Source organism: Chryseobacterium sp. UYP7, assembly GCF_056279225.1.
On sequence record NZ_JBWBQW010000011.1, the window covers coordinates 11,782 to 31,049 of the forward strand.

Consider the following 19,268-nt stretch of genomic DNA (forward strand, 5'->3'; position numbering starts at 1 on the left):
TTGTAATTTTTATTTAATGATAAATGTTTTTTCTATAATCATTCCGTTGCTAGTTCCATTGGAAGATATTCCTTGTAAATTATCCCAAACTTCATCGGTGAACAAAGTGAGAATATTTTCCTTTGTACTGAACATATTGGAAGTATTTTCTGCAATTGCTTTGAAATGGTAATATTTCCTATTCCCATCTTCATCGAAAAGCAAAAATTGGTTATATGCGGAGTTAAGGAAAGTTGCAGGAACGGAGATTTTATTTTCAATAATGTCCAGTATTTCTTTATTTTCCCAAACATTGCCATCCGCAGCAATTCCATTATATACTTGAAGTTGCACTTTATCATTATTTTGATTCACGATAAATCTTGCAATCTCGTTCCACTTGCCTTGATAAGTCATATGGTATAAATGATAAATGCCTCGGTAACAATTTCTGTCCCATGCGAATTTTACATTAGTCACAAAATCTTCATCTACTTGTCTTGCACCAGAGCCTTCAAGAACGGGAGCATCTGGATTAGTATTTTCTGTGAGCATCAGCACCAATATTTTTGAAGCTTGCGATGGGACATAATCTGCAACAATAATGGATGTACCATCACTATTAATAAGAGGATCTGCGTACTGAATTTCTTGTTCTACAGTAACTCGGTAAAACAAGGTATCACCAAATGGAATCTGAATAAAATCTTCCAAACTATCATTAATGGTCCATGTACCCCTTTCAGAAATTTCAATATCGGAAATTTCTAATTGCTGAACCTGTTTCATTGAAAGAATAGATTCAGCATCTAACCTATTTTCTGCTCGATAAAGATTAATTTTCTTTACGCTGGCAATTTCAGGATATGACTGAACTTCGATTTTAATCTTGGGCTGAATTCCTAAAACTTTATTTTCCAAAACTGGCAGTCCACTTAAAATTTTAGGTGCTTCAGCAGGATTAGAATCAACTAATTTCACGGGACCAAGAATAGGACTTAAGTCACTCATAGTCATTTGTGATCCTATTTCTCGGGAAGCATAAAAGTAAAGATTGTTTGTCGTACCATTCAATGTGAAATCACTGAAAAGCGTTAAGTTCTCAGCTTTATCCATAATAGTCATCATTGGAGCCATATCAAAAACAGAATCTTGGTTTGGATCTAAACCAGGTTTTAGTAGATAACCTGCTTCGTCGCGAACCCTTTGTTTCTTATTTAGTGGCAAATAGGAAAGATTCTGTTGTGGATGTTGGTACGTTTTAACATGTTGATATATTATAGGAATTTCTGTTAGAGGAACAAAAGTATATTCAACAACTTCCCTAACAAAATCGATAAGTAGAGTTTCATCTCCATCCACTTGTGCGATGATTGATGTATTCAGTTTCATTGTTCCGAGAGGGGTTTCCTCAAAATCTATCAAATCATCATCTGTTCCAAAGGCATCATTGTGAGATTTTATAAATTTGTTAATTCCCTCAAAAAATTCTTTTTTGTCAGGAAGAGGAAATGCATAAGGGAGAATCGGAGATGGGTTATCCTCATCCGAAACTACTTCAGGATAAGGTTTAAATAATCCAGGCATAGAACCATCTTCATGATTAAATGCTCCCAAATATTTATAATCAAAGAAATTATTCCAACGATTGTTAAGAAACTCATCATTATTTCCGCCAAAAGCTGCTAGCTGTTTATAGATCTCTATGACGGTTTCCGTATCATACAAAGCATGAAGTAAGGCATTATTATCCGTTCTACAAAATTGCACACTATACGGTTTATGACTGAACTTTGTTTTAAAACTATAAGTAGCTTTACCATAAAAATCCGGTCGTGTGGCGTATAAACTTCCAATTGGTTGCTCTGGCGGTTGAGGATCAATAATTTTTTGACCTAGAATAATACTTGGAGCAGAAAATTTAGATTTATAGGGAATGCCGTTCGTGTCCGTATTATTTTCATCCACAGAACGAAAACCAAATATAGACTGTTTGACAAGATGATCACCAGTAGGTAATACTGAATCCTTTGTTAAATCATGCAATTCATTTTTATACAGGTAAAGAAAATAGGACGGATAATAATTTATACTTATACCACTTCCTGTTTGGATTTGCTCATTTGGTAAATTATTTACAGGATTACCATTCTCATCAAACTTAAATTCGCTATCATAAACATATAATATATAGGACCTTTTTCCCAAGCGTTGTGTTCCTATTACTTTAAAAACATCTCGCGATTTTATAAAAGTATTTCCAAAAACATTTTTATTTCTGAAAGCTCTTACATAACCATTATTCAATTCGTAAAATCCTTGATCTGTAATGCCTAAAGACTCTCCAAATCCAAAATTCCTAATTATAATTTCATACATTCCCATATGAACGCCGCTTTCGGGATATTGTCTAATTTCAGCTTCCGTCCAAAAACCTCTGGATTTTTCCAGATACTTTTGCACACTTCCATTTTCCGAAGTTGAAGTAATAATTTCTCTATTAATGATCGGAAAATTCAAAGGAACGGTAAATAAATTTGGATATTTATTGCCCCAAACTATAGTTGACTGCATGTTTTCCATCACTACAAACAGATCATTTCCTGAAGTTGTGGGCATTGTTAATGAAGTGAAATTTACTGGAATGGTTCCACCTGATAGAATTGCTTGGCTTACTTCTTCTTTGTACACCGTAAACTTTAATCCAGTAGTGTCATATTCTACATTTTTGATTACATAGGTTTTATTATTTACTAAATAAATTGAGCCAATAAAATTTTCGAATGTCGTACCCAGAGGAAGGATAGAAAGAAGATCTTCATTCGTGCTTGCCAAATGATACTTCATGGTTTTGAAAACTGCACATAGTTTGTCCTTAGGGTCTGCTTTTACATCAAATAATCGTGCATAAATACTCTTGGGAGTTTCTTTCCTATAATACGTTTCAATATAATCTGCAAACAAGTCATATTTATCAAGGAAATATGTTTCTGTATCCCTAATATAATCCGCATCTTCAATTCCAGAATCCGAAGGAATTGAATGTGTCACCAAATCCTGATAAGCATTATAATCGAAGTTGATTCTCACAAAGGTTTTGTCATCCCCTTCAATTTCTGCATATTTTCCTTGTTCAAATTCAGAAGTAAACATTAAAGGTTTTTCTGGTAAAATAAGCCAAGTTTTTATTTCTGAAGGCGGAAGCAATGTATTTTTAGGCTTTATTGTGGTGCTAATATTACTGCTGAAATTACTAGACCTTGCTCTTGAGAATATATTAATACTATAAGTCGAATAATAATAATCCCCAGTCATTGTTTGCCGATGCACGTACAAAGGATCCCCAAAATTTTCAGGTAGCATAATCGGTACAGTTTCAAAATTAGATAGTTGTCCGTCTGCTCTAACATTTTTATAAGCTATATCGTGTGAAAGTTCAGGTTTTTTCCAAGTGAGCAAACTATTACCAACACTTCCTATTTTATATTCTAAACCTGCGTATATAGGAAGCGAATAAAGTGATGCATCCCAAGAACTCGCACTTGAAAAAAACGAAGGATTTATTTCTGCTGACGGTAGAGCTTTACTGATGATACTAATCATCCTATTTTTACCGTCAAAAGTATACCCTTCATCATCATAAAACACCGGAATATCTTCATTAGGTTTATTAGGAATACCTTTATAAAGTTCGGCTATTTCTATAGGTATTGGTAAACGCTCTGTATCGCAAGATGTTGGCAATGACATCGAAAGAAGTTGAGATGGTTTTGGTTGGTTTTCGTTTAAAGGATCTTTTAAAGTTTTATATTCAGTTAAATAAATAAAATCATCTGCAGAATTTACCTCTTCAATAATATCCAAAATACCCAAACCAAGTAATCTCGCAATGTGATAATCCAATGCAGCTATCTGAAGTAAATCCAAATAAGAAATCTTGGTGGTACCATTTTCCTCATTCGGATCTGTAGTTTCTGTAATTATTTCACCATTAGGAGCCGAAAAATTTATATCCAAATAATCTTCAGCTCTTGGATTATCTGCAAAAGTACTTAAAGAAAGATATTTTTCAATCAGTTCCCGTATTCCTCTTTTGGGATCACTCACACTACGAGAAGTATAATTCCACTTATCAACATAGTTTTGCTTTCTAACAAATTCTCCCTCATTATAGCGAAGCCATTTTCCGTTAATATTGCCTAAAATAAGATTAAGTGTCTTAATGTTAGTTGTTGTTGTAAGCGCATAATTCCCATAATCCTGCCATGCATTCCAATACGAAGCAGATGCTATAAAATCACTATAAAATTCAAAATCAAATTGATAAATTTTAGTTCCCTGTTTTTTAAATCGAATACTTCTTCCATTTTCTACCAAAATTTTTGCTCCCCGAACTTCCGCAGGAGTCATTTTTTTTCGGTACGATAAAAATTTAGAAACAATAGGTTTGTTTTCTTCCACAGAAAGAACCTCTAAATATAAATCACCAGTAAATAATTTATTGGTAAGAGGAGAAACCCTAAAAAACAAGTCATTTTTACTTTCGATTTCAATAATATTTTCACCATAAGCTTCTATAAATCCAAAAGGATCTCTAAAAGGGTCTATCGTTGCTGTTACATCATTGTATCTAAATTTATTTCTGAAATACACATAAATATTTTTTTCATTTACTACAAACTTCGCCGAAGTATCATCATTGTTTGAAATAGGAACATCTAATTTGTATAGCCAATAATAACCAGAATTATTTACCAAATGGGGCTTTTCAGTTAAATCTAAGTGCAATCTTACTCTTACGTTATCTGTATACGGAACTCTGTAAGCATTTACATAATCATTAGGTTTATTAAAATTATATTCGTTTGTAGCCATATCACCTTTCGGTAAATGTTTGTTTCCTAAATTACCGCCAAACAACCAGCGTAATTGAATTCCTTTTGGACTGTCTATCCCTTTTGAGCCAACCGCTTGTAAAGAAAAACTTGGAGATTGCAATGAAGTATTATCATTTACATCTACTTGAACGCCATTATTAAATACTTCAAAATCTAAAAGGAAAGGAACTGTGTTTTTTACATCAGCTATATTAATGTAATGGTAAAAATGACCAAAATCCGTAGGTACCGAAGATAAAGGGTTTAATTCAATTTCAATTGTTTCACTCATTCCTGGCTCAATGGAAATGTCATTTACCGTCTGAAAAATAAGTCCAGCAATATTATCCACATCATTGTGAATTATTGTATGTGCCTCTAATATAAATGGTTTGACTAAGCTGTTGTTTTGAATGGTAATCACACCCCTAATCCTGTCACTTACCAAAGTGTCTTTGATGAAGCGAGGGAATCGAAACTCTGAATTGGTAAGTTCGACATCTAGCACATCTTCAATCACCGTAAAAGGAATATTGTAAGTATTTGGTGTAATTTCAGGTGTTAGATCGATTGGGCATGTAAAATTTCCTACAGCTTCGGCGGCTTTAGTTACAACTATTTCAACTTCTTTTTCTTCACCAGGTTTTAGTGTAATGGAAGGTCTAGTTTTAAATTGTAATCCATCAATATCAGGATCTAAAATTGTACTGTCAAGAGTAAATTCCAGTGTTTGTGTGAAATTTTTTATTTTCATTTTCCCTATTGACCGCGGAAATTGGCGAGGGTAATTATATCCTAGAATGAAAATAAGGGGTTGTAGCATACCAAGTTCTGTGATACGGATATCAACTGGTTCGTTTATTACATGAAAAACTATTTCATAATTATTGGGATTAATGATATTATATTGCTGATTTGACAGAGCGATTTTATGTTTGAAATCGCCAACTTCTTGAGGAATAATAAAAGAAACGCTAACCGCGACAATTGAGTTTCCACTTGCCGGGATACTTACTGATGCAGATGTTCTAAATTCAAATTTGTTACTTATCTCTTGATAAAGAATAGTTCCGGCGGGAATTATTAATTCTCGAAGTGAATCATTATTTTTAACAGTGAAACTACCATAAGAATCAGGATTTGGAGTAGCAGGTAATCCTTTGATATAAGTTTTTTCGAATAATGATGAGGATATAATTTCTCCATTAATAGTATCTTCATTGACCACGAAAGGAATCCTTATACTATTTAATAAGTTATCAACAAAAGGAGATGATATTTCTACTAGAGGTGAAAAAAAACCTGATTCGATTGGCGTTCCTGATATGAATATTTTAATTATCGCAGAACCATTTGCTGGAATTTCCGTATTAACATTCTCGGTTTTGAAAGTAACACCTTTTTCTGTGGCAATCACAGTTTTTGCGAATAATGTAGCCTCAGAAGTACCAGAATTCGAGATTATTATATCTCTTACATATGCTTCAGAAATAGGACGATTACGGATTAATGGATTAACGTAAATAGTAGAGGATTCTAATTTGAGGTTGTAATTATAAGTTGGAGGGCAAGCGTCTGTTTGAAAAGTATTTAAGATATTAATTATTGCAGGAGATGATGCAGAATAATTAGGTGTATTATTATTAATTGTAGCAATTAAATTTTCATTATTTATTGAAAAGCTTGACAAATAAAAATTATAATTACTACCTTCAATTGTTTTGCAGTTAATAAAATTATGATCATTTTTTATAAAATAATTATTCAACTGAAAACTGTTACCTGAATAATTAATCCTTTCTTGAAAACTAACATAAATTGTCGAATCACTAATTAAATATGAAGTAAAAGATTCCATCAATAATTCTCTGCTTACAACAGAAAAATCAACTTTTTTAAGTTTGAAGTAAATACCGCTGACAAAAAAGAATAAATAATTGACATCCTGATAAATCCTTGAAAAATGCTGGGTGCGCCCAACTATATCTATATTAGACTTGTAAAATTTTAATATCTGATTCCTGAAAAAGTCATATTCGAGAATACAAATTTGAAAATTTTGAGTTCCTGTTCCAAAATATATTATTATATAACCCTTATCGTCAATTATATTACTTACACTTACAATACTGGAGTGTATAATGGGAGGGTCATTCGAAATACTATATTTTATATGATGAGTATTATTGAAATTTTCATCAAACCTCAAGATCGATGAGAATAAGTTGTTGTCACCTGTCTTAAAGATTATAATTGAATTTAGATATGATACAATCGCTAATGGAGAAATATTTTGAGTATCAGTTTTTTTTGTATGTAGAACGTCTCCATTTATATAATCAATTTTATAAAAGTTTAAAAAATATTTCTGGCGATATTGTGCATTATTAATAACATATCTATTACATTCATTTATTGTCAAAATTATATTGCTATTTTCTAATTCATTTATATAACAACTACTGGCCAAACTTTGATTATATATTTCGTTTGGTATAAAGTAAGTTGAATCATAATATTTTCTTTCCCAAATTTTTTCGCCCGACTTTGTAATATTTATCAGCCACACTTGATTTACACTTATTGTCACTAATAAAATTGACTTATTTCTTAAGACAAGAACGTCAGAAAAAGATGAATCAATAATAAAATCAAACGCTTTCTCCCATAAAATATTCCCGCTAGTATCTCTGCAACATATATATGGCGTAGCTTTTGAACCAACTGTAATCGATCCCACAGCATATGTTTTGGAATCTATCTCGACTACCTTATGAATAAATGGTATACTAGAGGTTGGGTTATTATATCTTTTTACAAAATTTGACATTTGTATTAATTTTTATTTATTAATAATTATTGGTTCAGTAAACACGGTATTTAATCTCTCATCTTCATTGGGAATTCCCGTTTCGTCTTTCACTACGTATTCTCGTTTATTTCCATCCCAAGTCTTATAAACGAATTGGAATTGGAGTTCTTTCGCAGTGATATTTTTTGTTTCATGCATAACAATAGCTTGTGAATAATCTTTGTTCCAAAGCACTTTATATTTTGCCCCGGCTCCTTTTGCACCAAGAACTATCAAGGTATTGGCAATGTCTTGTAAAAGAATTCGCGGATCATTGAAAGGCTCTGGATTTCTTACCAGTATTGCCACAACATTATTGTTGGTGCTATTTACAACTTTCACAAAATCTGTATTTATTGGTGGGTCTAGTGGACTTATTTTTAAAATTCCTTCCATCGCTCTGTCAAATTCATGAATGTATTTTTCTCTCAATAGGTCGGTTTCATTATTTGGAGTTTTACCGACCAAAGCATATAAATTATTAACCTGACTGGTGGTTAAATCTAATCTCACCTCGTATACTGCCTGCTTGCTCTGAATAAAGTTTCCGTTTTCATCCCTTTCGTTCAACTGGTAACTCCAGACCTGTTTTCTGAAGTTTTCGTATCGTGATGTTCTGAAAGCAAATTCATGAACCTTCTGGCTTTCTTCATAAATAATTTTTTCACCGACTATCTGGTTTCTAATTTCGCCATTGCCATTAGCATCATAAGAACTGTAAACAATTGCCGTATATAGTTTTTCAGGTTTTAGATTAGTAAGAGCGACTGTTCTCATTTTTACTGATGGAGAAATTGGAAATCCAAGTTCTACCGTACATTCAACGGTGCCTTGGCTTTCCTGCGCCTCCTGAAGAAAATCTAAATAAGTCTGCACGCTAATAGGAAGTTTTGGAGGTGCTTCGTCTTCCCAATTATAATCGGCACCCGGAACGTCTTCTTCATTCCATTCTATTGGAATTGGAAAGGGTATTATTGCTTCAGAAACCGGGTCTTTAATGATTATAGGCATTTCCATTTTTATGGCACTACGTCCTTTGTAATCAATCCAATCGCTGAACATATGGGAAACATAAGCTTTATCAAAGAACATGTCGATTTTACACTGTTCATCGCCAAAAAACAGCGGTTTTGACCCCAAAATATTGCCGTCAGGATTAGGATATGATCGTTGATAGTCTATATAAGAACGCAATGAGGTTAAAGCAGATTCATCGTCCTTTCTAGTTTTGGTCTCATACGTTCCCGTATTTTCATTGTATTCTTTATACTTTAAATATTCGTCATTCTGTTTATGAAAATGACCAACAGGTCCCATCGTTTTAAATCCGTAGAAATAATCAAAAACTTTGGAATCAGTACTTCCTCCATCTACTTCATCTTTTAATCTGAAATGCAACATGAATGTTGTGTCGGGTCTCCAAATTGGCTGAACAGTTTTATTCATAGCTTTAATGGTTTCTTCCATGTCTTCAGTTACTGCCGGCTGACCTGGAATGGTTTGTTCATATTCAAATTCTGTCATTGTCCTCCAACTGACCTCCTGAACAGAAGTGGTGCAAATAGAAGTAAAAGGTTCAGAACCGTCATTACATCCGCAATCTGCATACGTTTCTTCTATTGGCTTCACCTGCATTTTTTCCACTTGAATAATGGAGTATTTATATTTTCCTAAGTTTCCATTAGCATCTGATTTTCCGGTTTCTCCCGGATCTCCTGGACCATGACCACCGCCATCTCTACTTTCTTCAAACTCACTCAAACACAAATAATCTCCTTTATCTACAATTTTTTTAATACCATTTGTTACAAAGCCATAATCCGCAATATCTAATGACAGATTTAAAATGAGAACACTATTTTTATTGAAATCAACATTAATGTTATTGGAATATCCAATTGTAGTAAGAACATTTAATAGAGTATTTTCATCATTGATAAAAGATTCTGGTTCCTGAAATACAACATCTACATAATGATTTGCCAAAATACTAAAAACAATACTTTTACAATTAACTTCGGAACAAGCAGCACTTCTTAAGAGTGCTAACTCGTCATTTAGCGTATCTATTTGAGAAGATTGGGAGGGATTAAGGATAACCATATTACCTTCTCCTGCATTTGCTTCAGCTTCCAACCAAATCGCAGCAATTTCTTGATGAATAGCACTAATTCTATCCTTGTCATTGGTAGCCGGGATAATTTCTATTCTTGAAAAGATTTGTGGTGTCACACCATTCTCAAGATCACGTTCAGGATTTCCTATTTCTATCTGATGAGCTAATTGTTGTTGTGTAAAAGGAATTTCATCTACTTGAATATATTTTGGCTTGATGGCATAGCCTTTTACCCTCTCATACACTTTGATAATAATGCCTCTGGCATAGGTTGTTAAATTCATTTTCACTTGAGCCGAATCTTCTGGAAAAGTAATGATAAGATTATCTCCATTACTGAACTCTAATGAATGATCATAATTAAATGGATTAGAAGAATTTTTTACAACCATCTTTGCATCAGATGTAATCTGAATAGTATTACCTTCTTCATCTACTTCAATAGTTTGGGCGTAAGTTCCTTCAATATTGTAATAAGCACCACAAATATGATATGAATTGTAACCTGCTGGTGGAGTATATTCTGTTCCTAAAGGAATATTTAAGAAATTAGAAATATGCCATTGCGTTATAAGATGGGTACAGAACAATGATGAAGGCGTAATGCCATATTGCTCAGGAATCACCCAGCCAGGTTCTCCAGGATCCATGTAAGAAAACGGAGATGTTGCCAGAAGGCGAATGGAATCATATCGATCTGTATTTTTTTGCCAGTGTCCAATTTTAAGAGCAGTTACATCACTATTTTCTCCCAAAGGAAACAATGCTTCATAAGGATGATAATCAACCCAAGAATCGTCTGTTCGCATTTTAACATTGATGCTTTCTATAGAATATTTATGTTTAACTTGTTGCAAGGTAAGATTTCCTTTTACGATCTTTTTTGGAGGAATAAATTCCATACAATTATTTGCGACACTAATATGACTGCCAATAATAGCATCAACTAATGCAGAAGGAACTAATCCCTTTTCCATTTTAATGTCAATAAAAGTATCCATTGGAATGATTGCATCAATAGTTGCTGTAATACGAGGATAAATCGGAGCAGCCCCTATTTCATTTTGAGATACGTTCATCAAGGTAAGATCAAAAGATTCATTGGTTAACATATGAACTCCTTTCACTGAATCACTTGTACGAACTTGTTTTGCATAATCGGGATTAGACACCGCTTGGTAAGTTAAAGCGGCAATTGCTGTACGATCAATTGCACCTGGTTTTTGCCACTTGAAAGTAAGAGTAACCTTCAACTTAAAAGTAAACAACCAAGTCACTTTAACCCTGATATCAATTCTCAGTTGTGCAAATATTAAAAATGGTTTTACCATTTCCACACTGAAAAAAATACTTACAGCAAAACTGGCTTGCAGAAACCAGAAATTAAGTGCAAAACCACCTTCTATATAAAGATATCCACCAACTTGAGATTTTTCAAAACTTATTTGAGTGCCTACCTCTATCATCACCCAAGCTCTGGCAATATACAAGTCAAAATCGAAACCAACTCTTGCTCCGGCTTCAATTCCGGCAGCCGAAATCATTAAGAATCCTTGAGCCTTAATATTCAATATATCTTTGAACATTAGTACCGTAATCGGTTTTTCTTTTGTTCCGAAATTAATATACCAAGGTCTTTGATTTTTAAAAAAGAAGCCCGCCTGCATTTCTCCTTTAATGTCAATAAACCATCCTGAAGATTTATTAATTTGATAATTTGCCCCTACGCCGAATTCTAAAGAATCATCTCCGATAATTAAAAAAGCATAAAATGGAGGCACTCGCTTATCACTTTCTATGAGACCTAAACGGTCACTGAGAATGGCTAATCCCGCATCAATAGCAAACATATTTGGAATGGAAAGAAGCATCATTGTTCTCAGTGAAACTATTTTTCCACTGTCCGCAATCGTTGCCATAGAAGCTCCTAAACCTACAGAAAAAGGATTGGTATAACCTTCAGTCTCTAAAGGGTTTCTTAATTTTTCTTCATTGATACCAGCTCTTGGAGCAACATAATAATCGTACCATGTATTATTTTCTGTAAGACCAGGAACTGCTTTTTTATCTGCTACATATTTTTTCCCAATAAGACCTTTAAAACCATAAATCCCAATAGGACCCAATGGAATGGGAGTTCCTAATTCCACCGCAGCGCTTACCAAAAATGATTTATTTTTAGGATTAAGCTTCATATAAGCTTGTCCTGCGATTTTGGCTTTTGGAATCTTTATTGATACACTACCTCCAAATTCAGAACTATCACCTGGAACAGGAATTGTCAAAGAACCTTTAATAATAGCAATAGCCTGCTCTTCTGAAGCATTTCCTGGAATAATCAAATCTATTGATAATGTTGAAATATGAAGAAAACGATCCCCTGTTGGATTTCCTTCAGTATCTAAATACTCCTCATCATCGACAGTATAAAAGTATTTGATTCCATTACCCATTATGTCTAACCCGATAGGATCTACACTTAATGCTCCGTCAAAACCGATATAGTTATAGTTCCTTATTTTTCCATCAAATTCTCTCTGTATAGAACCCAAATGTATTCCGGTAACCGACATTTCTACTGGTCCTAAAGGTAAAGTGAAATTGGTAGGTATAAAACCAATTCCACCAGTGATTTCAAATCTTCCGTTACTGTAAATTCTTATCGCCGGAAGATCAATCTCTTTTCCTTTGAAGATTCTGCCAATGGCAGTATCGTCATTCGGAAATTTTAATTTGGTATCTGCTCCGATAAAGAAATCCCCACCTTCTCTGCCTAATTCGGCACTTTGTAATGTTAGTGTAATGGACTCAAACAAAGACATTTTTAATCCATTGGGAAGAAAACGTGCGGAAAGTTTGAAATTTTCGGTGCTTTCCCATTCTCCAAATAATTCTATATAAAGAGTTTCTATGGAAGTCGACCCATTATCATTTACTTGTTTGAACTTCGGAATTTCTATTGAGGCATGAAGGAAAGACTGAACCACTTGTCCGTGATAGAAATCTATATCAAAGCTCTGAAATCCAATTTTCCATATTTTTCTAGTATTTGTTTCATTTTGTTTTCCCAAATCAAACCATAAGAAGGTTTTAGGATCAAATACATCAATGATCGGACTTAGATTTTTTAAGAATTGAAAATATTCGGTTTCTGTTCCAAAATTTTTAATTTCATCTTCAGGTTTGGTTGTGAGACTTAAAGGAAACTCAAATTTCAACATTGAGGGCGAATCCAATTCAATGTTGATAAAATGCAAAAGTTGGGAATGATCTGTAATTTCAGCTTCCTTTCCTTTAACTTTAATCGGATACTGTAATGAAAAATAGTCTGTAAAATAGTTAATAACAATTTTTTTATCGTTCTCTATTTTTGTCGGGTAAGTAGCACGAACCGAGATATTTCCGGAAATTTCTCCCGTTCCTACCAATAAGTTGTTGGCAGAAATACCAATTGTTTGTCCTGAACTTTTCTTAAACCATTTTTTAGGAAGAAAAACTTCGGTGTAATCCATGTACACTCCCATGAATTCTTTTGGTCTACCATCTGCATCCGCTTCAGCAATATTCTCTGTGGTACTAAGATCTATTTTAAGATTATTAATATCGATAACCAAACCTGTTTTGCCAATACCTGCTGGACAATTAAGATCCAAAACCAAATCCATGTTGTATCCAAATCCTTTCTCTGTATCCGCATAGAACAATGCTTCTCCAAACCGAAGCATAACCTTATTGGGATAATTTTCTTGATTTTCTGGAATGGGCTCTAAAGAAACATCATCATCACCAATCTTTGTACCCTCTGGATAAACGGGCACTAGAATATTTCTTGGAAACTCTATTCCCGCTGATAAAAGCAATGTTGCTCTAAATTTAGGTATGATAACATCTTTTATAAATGCGTCTATATCCTGCGGAATTAATGACCGGAAATAAACTTTAACATTTGCTGACGTTTCTTGTAAATCACTAGTCCCTAAATAAGCGCTGAATGCTATCAAAGAAGCATATTTACCACCTGATTTATTGAACATTTCTGCAACAAGATCCTGCAGCGTTGTTGCATCTGTAGGTAATGTTAGTGGGCTATCTAAAAGCTCTGCTTCATTAATGTGTTTAACGAACTGTTGCAAAGATGAAATATCCTGATCCTCTGGATCTACGAAGGTGTTGACAAAGTGCGCGATCGCCTGCTCTTCAGTAATATTGAGAACCCGAAGTGCTACCTCAAAAATCTGATGAGGGTCAAAAGAAAAATTACCCACACTGAAAAAACGAAGATAAGCCAGAATTTTCCATTGATATTCTATCGTAATCGGAAAAGCCGAGATATTGTTATCGTTTCCTTGAAAGTCAGGATTCAACACAAGAAAGATACCGGTGCCGGGAATTTCTATATCTATTCGTTTTGACACGATGGATAAGCTATAGAACGCAGCATCTCCTTTAGGACTTTTATTATATTGCAAATCCTTAAAATAGATTTTATCAAGTAAATTGATTATTCCTGTTCTAATAAATCCTAAAATATCCGGAATGTCCTTTTCTGATACTACAGATGATAACCTCGGATAATATCGATTTGGTATTGGTGACTTGTTAGACATATTTTAATTCGTGTTATTTGATGTTTTCTTGTATTCTTTAATAAGTCTGTTTAATTATTTTAGTAAAATAGTATTCGGGAATCCATTCAAAATACACTCCAGCATATCCAAGAAATGATTAGTGGAAACGGAATCAATGATGACTCTCAACTTTGAGCAATAGCTTGATCTTGAACGATTTTAGAAGGATTTTAGAAGGATTTTAGAAGGATTTATATCGAAATAAGACTCGGCTAATAATTCTGCGCGAATATTTGTGCCATTTTCGGAAGTGTTTAATACAGATGGAGAGGATTTCCTTGTTGGCATTCTAATATAATTTTAAAAGTGATGGATGATGCTCTTAGCAAAACAAGAAATTTTTTTTATCAAAAATCAGCGTATCTCGAAAGATTTTGCTATATAATTCTAAAAAAAAATCAGAAACTTCTACATTGATACAATCTTCAATCATCATTCTGTGTGTTTTCAAATATAGTAAAGAATCCCATCAAAACAAAATAAATTTACATCAAATAGAGACATTTAACTTCAAATCAATACAGAATAGATTAAACTGCATTACAATCACATTTTTATAAAACCAAAAAAATTGTCATCTTATAAATTTGTACAATGCGCCACTTTCAATCTTTCATTATCTCATCGTTATATGAGTAATAGTGTTTTGCTTTCGTTTTCCGCAATTAAACTTTCATCATAGAGCCAAAAATAGATTTTTTTAAGATCGCCCTAGTAATTTTTATACTTCTGGTAAAACAAATTGTTCGTCTGGTAAATCTTTTCAGATGAGTTATTACAATTTGATTTTTCTACCTGTAATTTCTAAGGCATCTTTATGGTGAAAGTCATTTCCTAACCATTTTAAACCTTTTTGCTTCACTTTTCCATTAAAAATATCAATATTCATCTCATCTTCATTCCTCATCATACTTGTATTTTCCAAGAGCCAGAAATTTTTTCTAAATATTTTCATTTAATATTTTTTTTTCCAATGATCAACAAACTCAGCATTATTAACATTCATTTTTGTTCAATAATCTGTGATGTCAAGAGCATAATATTCAACAAAATATTGATACTTTTCCTGTCTTGTAAAATAACTTGCAGAATTATATTTTGTTAAAGAATCTTATAAAAAAAAAGTATTGAAAATCAACACCTTTTTTATTGCAAATAATTATATTACGATATAAAAGCCAACCATTCTTCCAATAGCTCTTTCATATCAGTCATTGGAATCAGCAAAATATCATAAATATCTACATTGGGGTATTGATATTTTATGTCCATTAATTCTGCATTATAAGGAATAAAGCCTTCATCTATATAATTGCCCTGCGTATTAATACATCGTTGCATATCATCTATAAATGATTCTGTTTCACTTTTGTCTAGGCCACTTATAAATGTTAATATAGGATGACCTACCTTAGGAGTTACTGAGAAAATATTACCCCCACTCTTTACTGTAAATTTTTTCTAATACTAATCCGTATTGATCTTTTTTGCTAATAATTTTTTTAAGAAATATAAGCCAGCCATTCTTATAATTCTTTCATATCGGTCATTGGAACCAGCAAAACATCATCAATATTTAAATTGGGATATTGATATTTTATATTGGTATTCTCTACGCTTTGGGAGTAAAAACCATCATCATAATTATTATTATTTATTATAGAAAAATTCAATTCTTTAATGAAATTTTTAACTTCATTATCTTCTAATCTTCCTACAAATACCAAAGGAGCATATATTTCTCCCATATTTTTTTCTTTGGCAAATTTTATTTCTCTTCCATTTACAGTTACTGTGGAGAAGATTAATTTATATTGTTCTCTCTTACTCATAATGCTATGGCATTTTTGTCCCATTTAAAGGTGGCGTGAGCAAAAAATCTCTCCAACCAATCACAATTTCCTTAAAATCTTGCAACGGGATACTATTAACATAACCTTCATAACCATAGAAATCAACAACATTTTCAGACATCACAAAATCTACAGGTGGAGAATTGCTATCGATCTCAATACTAGGATTTGCTAATGCTTCTTCTATGTCTGGCAATAATGAATTATTTATTTGCGAAACTGAACTCCAACAAATTAAAAATATTCCTAAATATTCATTATTAATATCAAGTGTTTTACTTAATTCCTTTCCTGAAATCTCCCAGTCTTGAACTTTATTTATAAAGCTTATTTTATATTTGTTAATAACAATTTGGTTCATTGTACTATATTTTTATTTTTTAAAATTTGGATATGCTGAAGTAATTATACCATTATCAATGTGAAATCTCGCTTTTACTCCATTAGACATTTCTCCATCGTAAGCATTAAATTTATCAAATTTTTTATTTTTAAATGCAATTGCCAATTCTTCCTGTATTCTTTGTGGTGACCAATTATCCGGAAAAAAAGTGCTTAAATCCTTTTTCACCCTCCAATTTTCTATTTCATCAATCCACACTCTTACTTTTGCTTCATAAAATCCCTTTCCTAAATAGTTTTCTGTTCCCATTATGTCACCTAAAGAATTAGGATAATTATTCCTTAGTGCAGTATTATGATGAACTCCTTTTCCATCATATTTATAATAATGAGGATCAGATGGATTGTTTATTTTTTTGTTTCGCATTTTTTTAGGCACACCTAAAAACATCTCTTTATTCATCTCATCGGCATTCCTAATCATACTTGTATTCTCCAAGAACCAGAAATTTTTTCTAAATGATTTCATTTCTACATTCTTCCATATATCAACAAATTCCGCATTACTAATATTCATTTTTGTCCAATAGTTATTAACATCAAGACCATAATATTCAACAAAAATTGATACTTTTCCTGTCTTGTAAAATAACTTGCAGAATTATATTTTGTAAGAATATTATTGGTTGCGCCAGATAAATCCAAACCAACAATTTTATTAGACATCAAAGTAATTTTCTGGTCAATATTACCAACAGCTACGATAACATCTATTACATTTTGGGGAAGTTTATGCTGGACAGGCGGGTTCAGATTGTTCAATCGTGACATTTCCGCCAATACTTCATCTGCTTCTTTCTCGATTTTTACTCTGAAATTTTTCGCTACAAAAATAAACGAGAGCAGGTTTTAACCTACTCTCGTTTACTTTTGTAAGTTTTGTACAGTTTTGTTATGCGTAGACAGAATTTCTAAAAGCAATCCATTCTTCTAAGATAGCTTTTAGATCTGTAAGAGGAATTTTAGGAAGTTCACTCCAACCGTAATCTTCCTGCCCTAAGTAAGCAAATCCATCATTGAGGTCTAAACGTATTGCTTCATTAGTTTCTGTAATAAACTTATTATCTCCTTCTTCTTCAACACCATCCCAAGTACCAGCCAGTATATTATTTGTTTCTTCTAATATGGTGTCTACCAAGCCCTCTCCTTTGCTACTGCTTCTGTCAATAATTGATCTTAACTCAAATTGTAAATTATTATAAACATTATTACTAACATTTGGTCTTCGACCTAAAATTGGAGTATTAGAAATACTAAATGTTAAACCATATTGTGTATGAACGCTCATATTATTTTTTTATTTTAATTTTTAAAATCCTTCAATTTCGATGTAGTAATGATTGTCAATTACTATATTTCCTTGCTTTTCATAATTTTTCCATATAATTCTTATTGGAGTACCATCAGAAAAACTACTTTCAAATATCTTTTCTACTTGCGGATAGTTTTTTCCGTGTAAAAGACCATTTTTGTTAGTTGACTTTAGTTTCTTATTATGAAGAGAAAAAATATTTTCTTGTATTTTTCTCTCATCACTCCAAATTGGATTAATGATTGTTTTTTCTGTTTGTACTTTTTTTACCAATTTTCCATTCAACACATAACTCTGTGGACGAACACCTTCAAGAGAAGGGTAACGATAAAATAATTCTCCTCTTTTATATTGTATATGTCCTTTTGGATGTGTTATAAAATCACTTACTGAATTTATATTTTGATTAGTTCCCGTTGTGGGAAGATGATCTATCGCAATCCATTTGCCATTAAAACTTCCTGATGAAACTTCTGATCCAGATGATTTTATAAGATTTTTAGACGTATGACCACCAATATATCTGGTTCCATCCGTAAAAATCAGATCATTTATATGAACCCAGTTCGCACCATTATAATTATATCTAAATATTGGAAATTCGTTCAGGTAGTTTAAATTTGCCCTTAAGGTTTTCCCAAAAGCATCGTCCGTAACATTTCTCCAAATAATTAATCTCAATCCTGATTGTCCATCCTCATTTTTATTTATAGTTTTCCAAAATAAAAGGTCGGTTTGTCCCCAATTTACAGGACTTTGGTTTGAATCTCCAACATAATTTTTGAAATGCATCCAAAAGTTACTCTTTTCAATGTTACGAAGATTTTCATAAAAATTATAAATATGGTTGGACTCTCCTAGATCATTTACAGCTAAACTGCTTATCCTGTTTTGGAAAAATATTTTACTTACTGTTGAGATGTTTCTTACGGTATATAATACACTTAAAATATCATCTGGTAAATCGTGTGAGATACCAAAATTTGTTAATCGATTGACCTCCGCCAACACTTCATCTGCTGCTTTCACAGTTTTTACTCTTGAATATACTGCTCCTCCTGCCGTTCCCAAAGTTAAACCCAAAAAGAACATACTTAGTTTTTTATAAAGATCTTTCAGTCTTGGGTCATTATTTATCGTGGCTTCATAATCAAAATAAGCCGTAAGCACGCCAGATGTTACTGCCACTGTTTCTGCAGCTGCATCTATGCCACGCCAAACCAACACGGCATCCGTTGCTACCATTCCTT

10 protein-coding genes are annotated in these 19,268 nt (G+C 32.7%); all 10 read right to left on the bottom strand.

Annotation, left to right across the window (positions count from 1 at the left end):
• Window positions 1-9: 9 nt before the first annotated feature.
• The gene (locus ACZ9HT_RS16515; protein ID WP_476041603.1) at window positions 10-7,686 is read right to left on the bottom strand and encodes a COG1470 family protein; all 7,677 of its coding nucleotides are present in this window, start codon (window positions 7,684-7,686) and stop codon (window positions 10-12) included.
• A 12-nt stretch (window positions 7,687-7,698) separates the two neighbouring features.
• Window positions 7,699-14,430 carry a hypothetical protein gene (locus ACZ9HT_RS16520; protein ID WP_476041604.1) on the bottom strand — a complete coding sequence of 2,244 codons (6,732 nt, stop codon included), beginning with the start codon at window positions 14,428-14,430 and terminating at the stop codon, window positions 7,699-7,701.
• A gap of 796 nt (window positions 14,431-15,226) precedes the next feature.
• Window positions 15,227-15,406, bottom strand: coding sequence for a hypothetical protein (locus tag ACZ9HT_RS16525; RefSeq protein WP_476041605.1), 180 nt, complete (start codon window positions 15,404-15,406; stop codon window positions 15,227-15,229).
• Between the two features lie 209 nt (window positions 15,407-15,615).
• Window positions 15,616-15,792 (bottom strand): hypothetical protein, encoded by a 177-nt coding sequence (locus ACZ9HT_RS16530; protein WP_476041606.1) that lies wholly within the window; start codon window positions 15,790-15,792, stop codon window positions 15,616-15,618.
• Window positions 15,793-15,977: 185 nt separating this feature from the next.
• A complete protein-coding gene (locus ACZ9HT_RS16535) occupies window positions 15,978-16,283 on the bottom strand; it encodes a hypothetical protein (RefSeq protein ID WP_476041607.1) in 306 nt (101 codons plus the stop codon).
• 4 nt (window positions 16,284-16,287) lie between these two features.
• Window positions 16,288-16,665 (bottom strand): hypothetical protein, encoded by a 378-nt coding sequence (locus tag ACZ9HT_RS16540; protein ID WP_476041608.1) that lies wholly within the window; start codon window positions 16,663-16,665, stop codon window positions 16,288-16,290.
• A gap of 12 nt (window positions 16,666-16,677) precedes the next feature.
• A complete protein-coding gene (locus ACZ9HT_RS16545) occupies window positions 16,678-17,223 on the bottom strand; it encodes an EndoU domain-containing protein (RefSeq protein ID WP_476041609.1) in 546 nt (181 codons plus the stop codon).
• Window positions 17,220-17,468 carry a hypothetical protein gene (locus ACZ9HT_RS16550; RefSeq protein WP_476041610.1) on the bottom strand — a complete coding sequence of 83 codons (249 nt, stop codon included), beginning with the start codon at window positions 17,466-17,468 and terminating at the stop codon, window positions 17,220-17,222. The genes ACZ9HT_RS16545 and ACZ9HT_RS16550 overlap by 4 nt, the downstream gene beginning before the upstream one ends.
• A 130-nt stretch (window positions 17,469-17,598) precedes the next feature.
• Entirely contained in the window at window positions 17,599-17,994 is a 396-nt protein-coding gene (locus ACZ9HT_RS16555; protein WP_476041611.1) for a hypothetical protein, read from the bottom strand.
• A 21-nt stretch (window positions 17,995-18,015) separates the two neighbouring features.
• Window positions 18,016-19,263 (bottom strand): hypothetical protein, encoded by a 1,248-nt coding sequence (locus tag ACZ9HT_RS16560; RefSeq protein ID WP_476041612.1) that lies wholly within the window; start codon window positions 19,261-19,263, stop codon window positions 18,016-18,018.
• Window positions 19,264-19,268 lie beyond the last annotated feature (5 nt).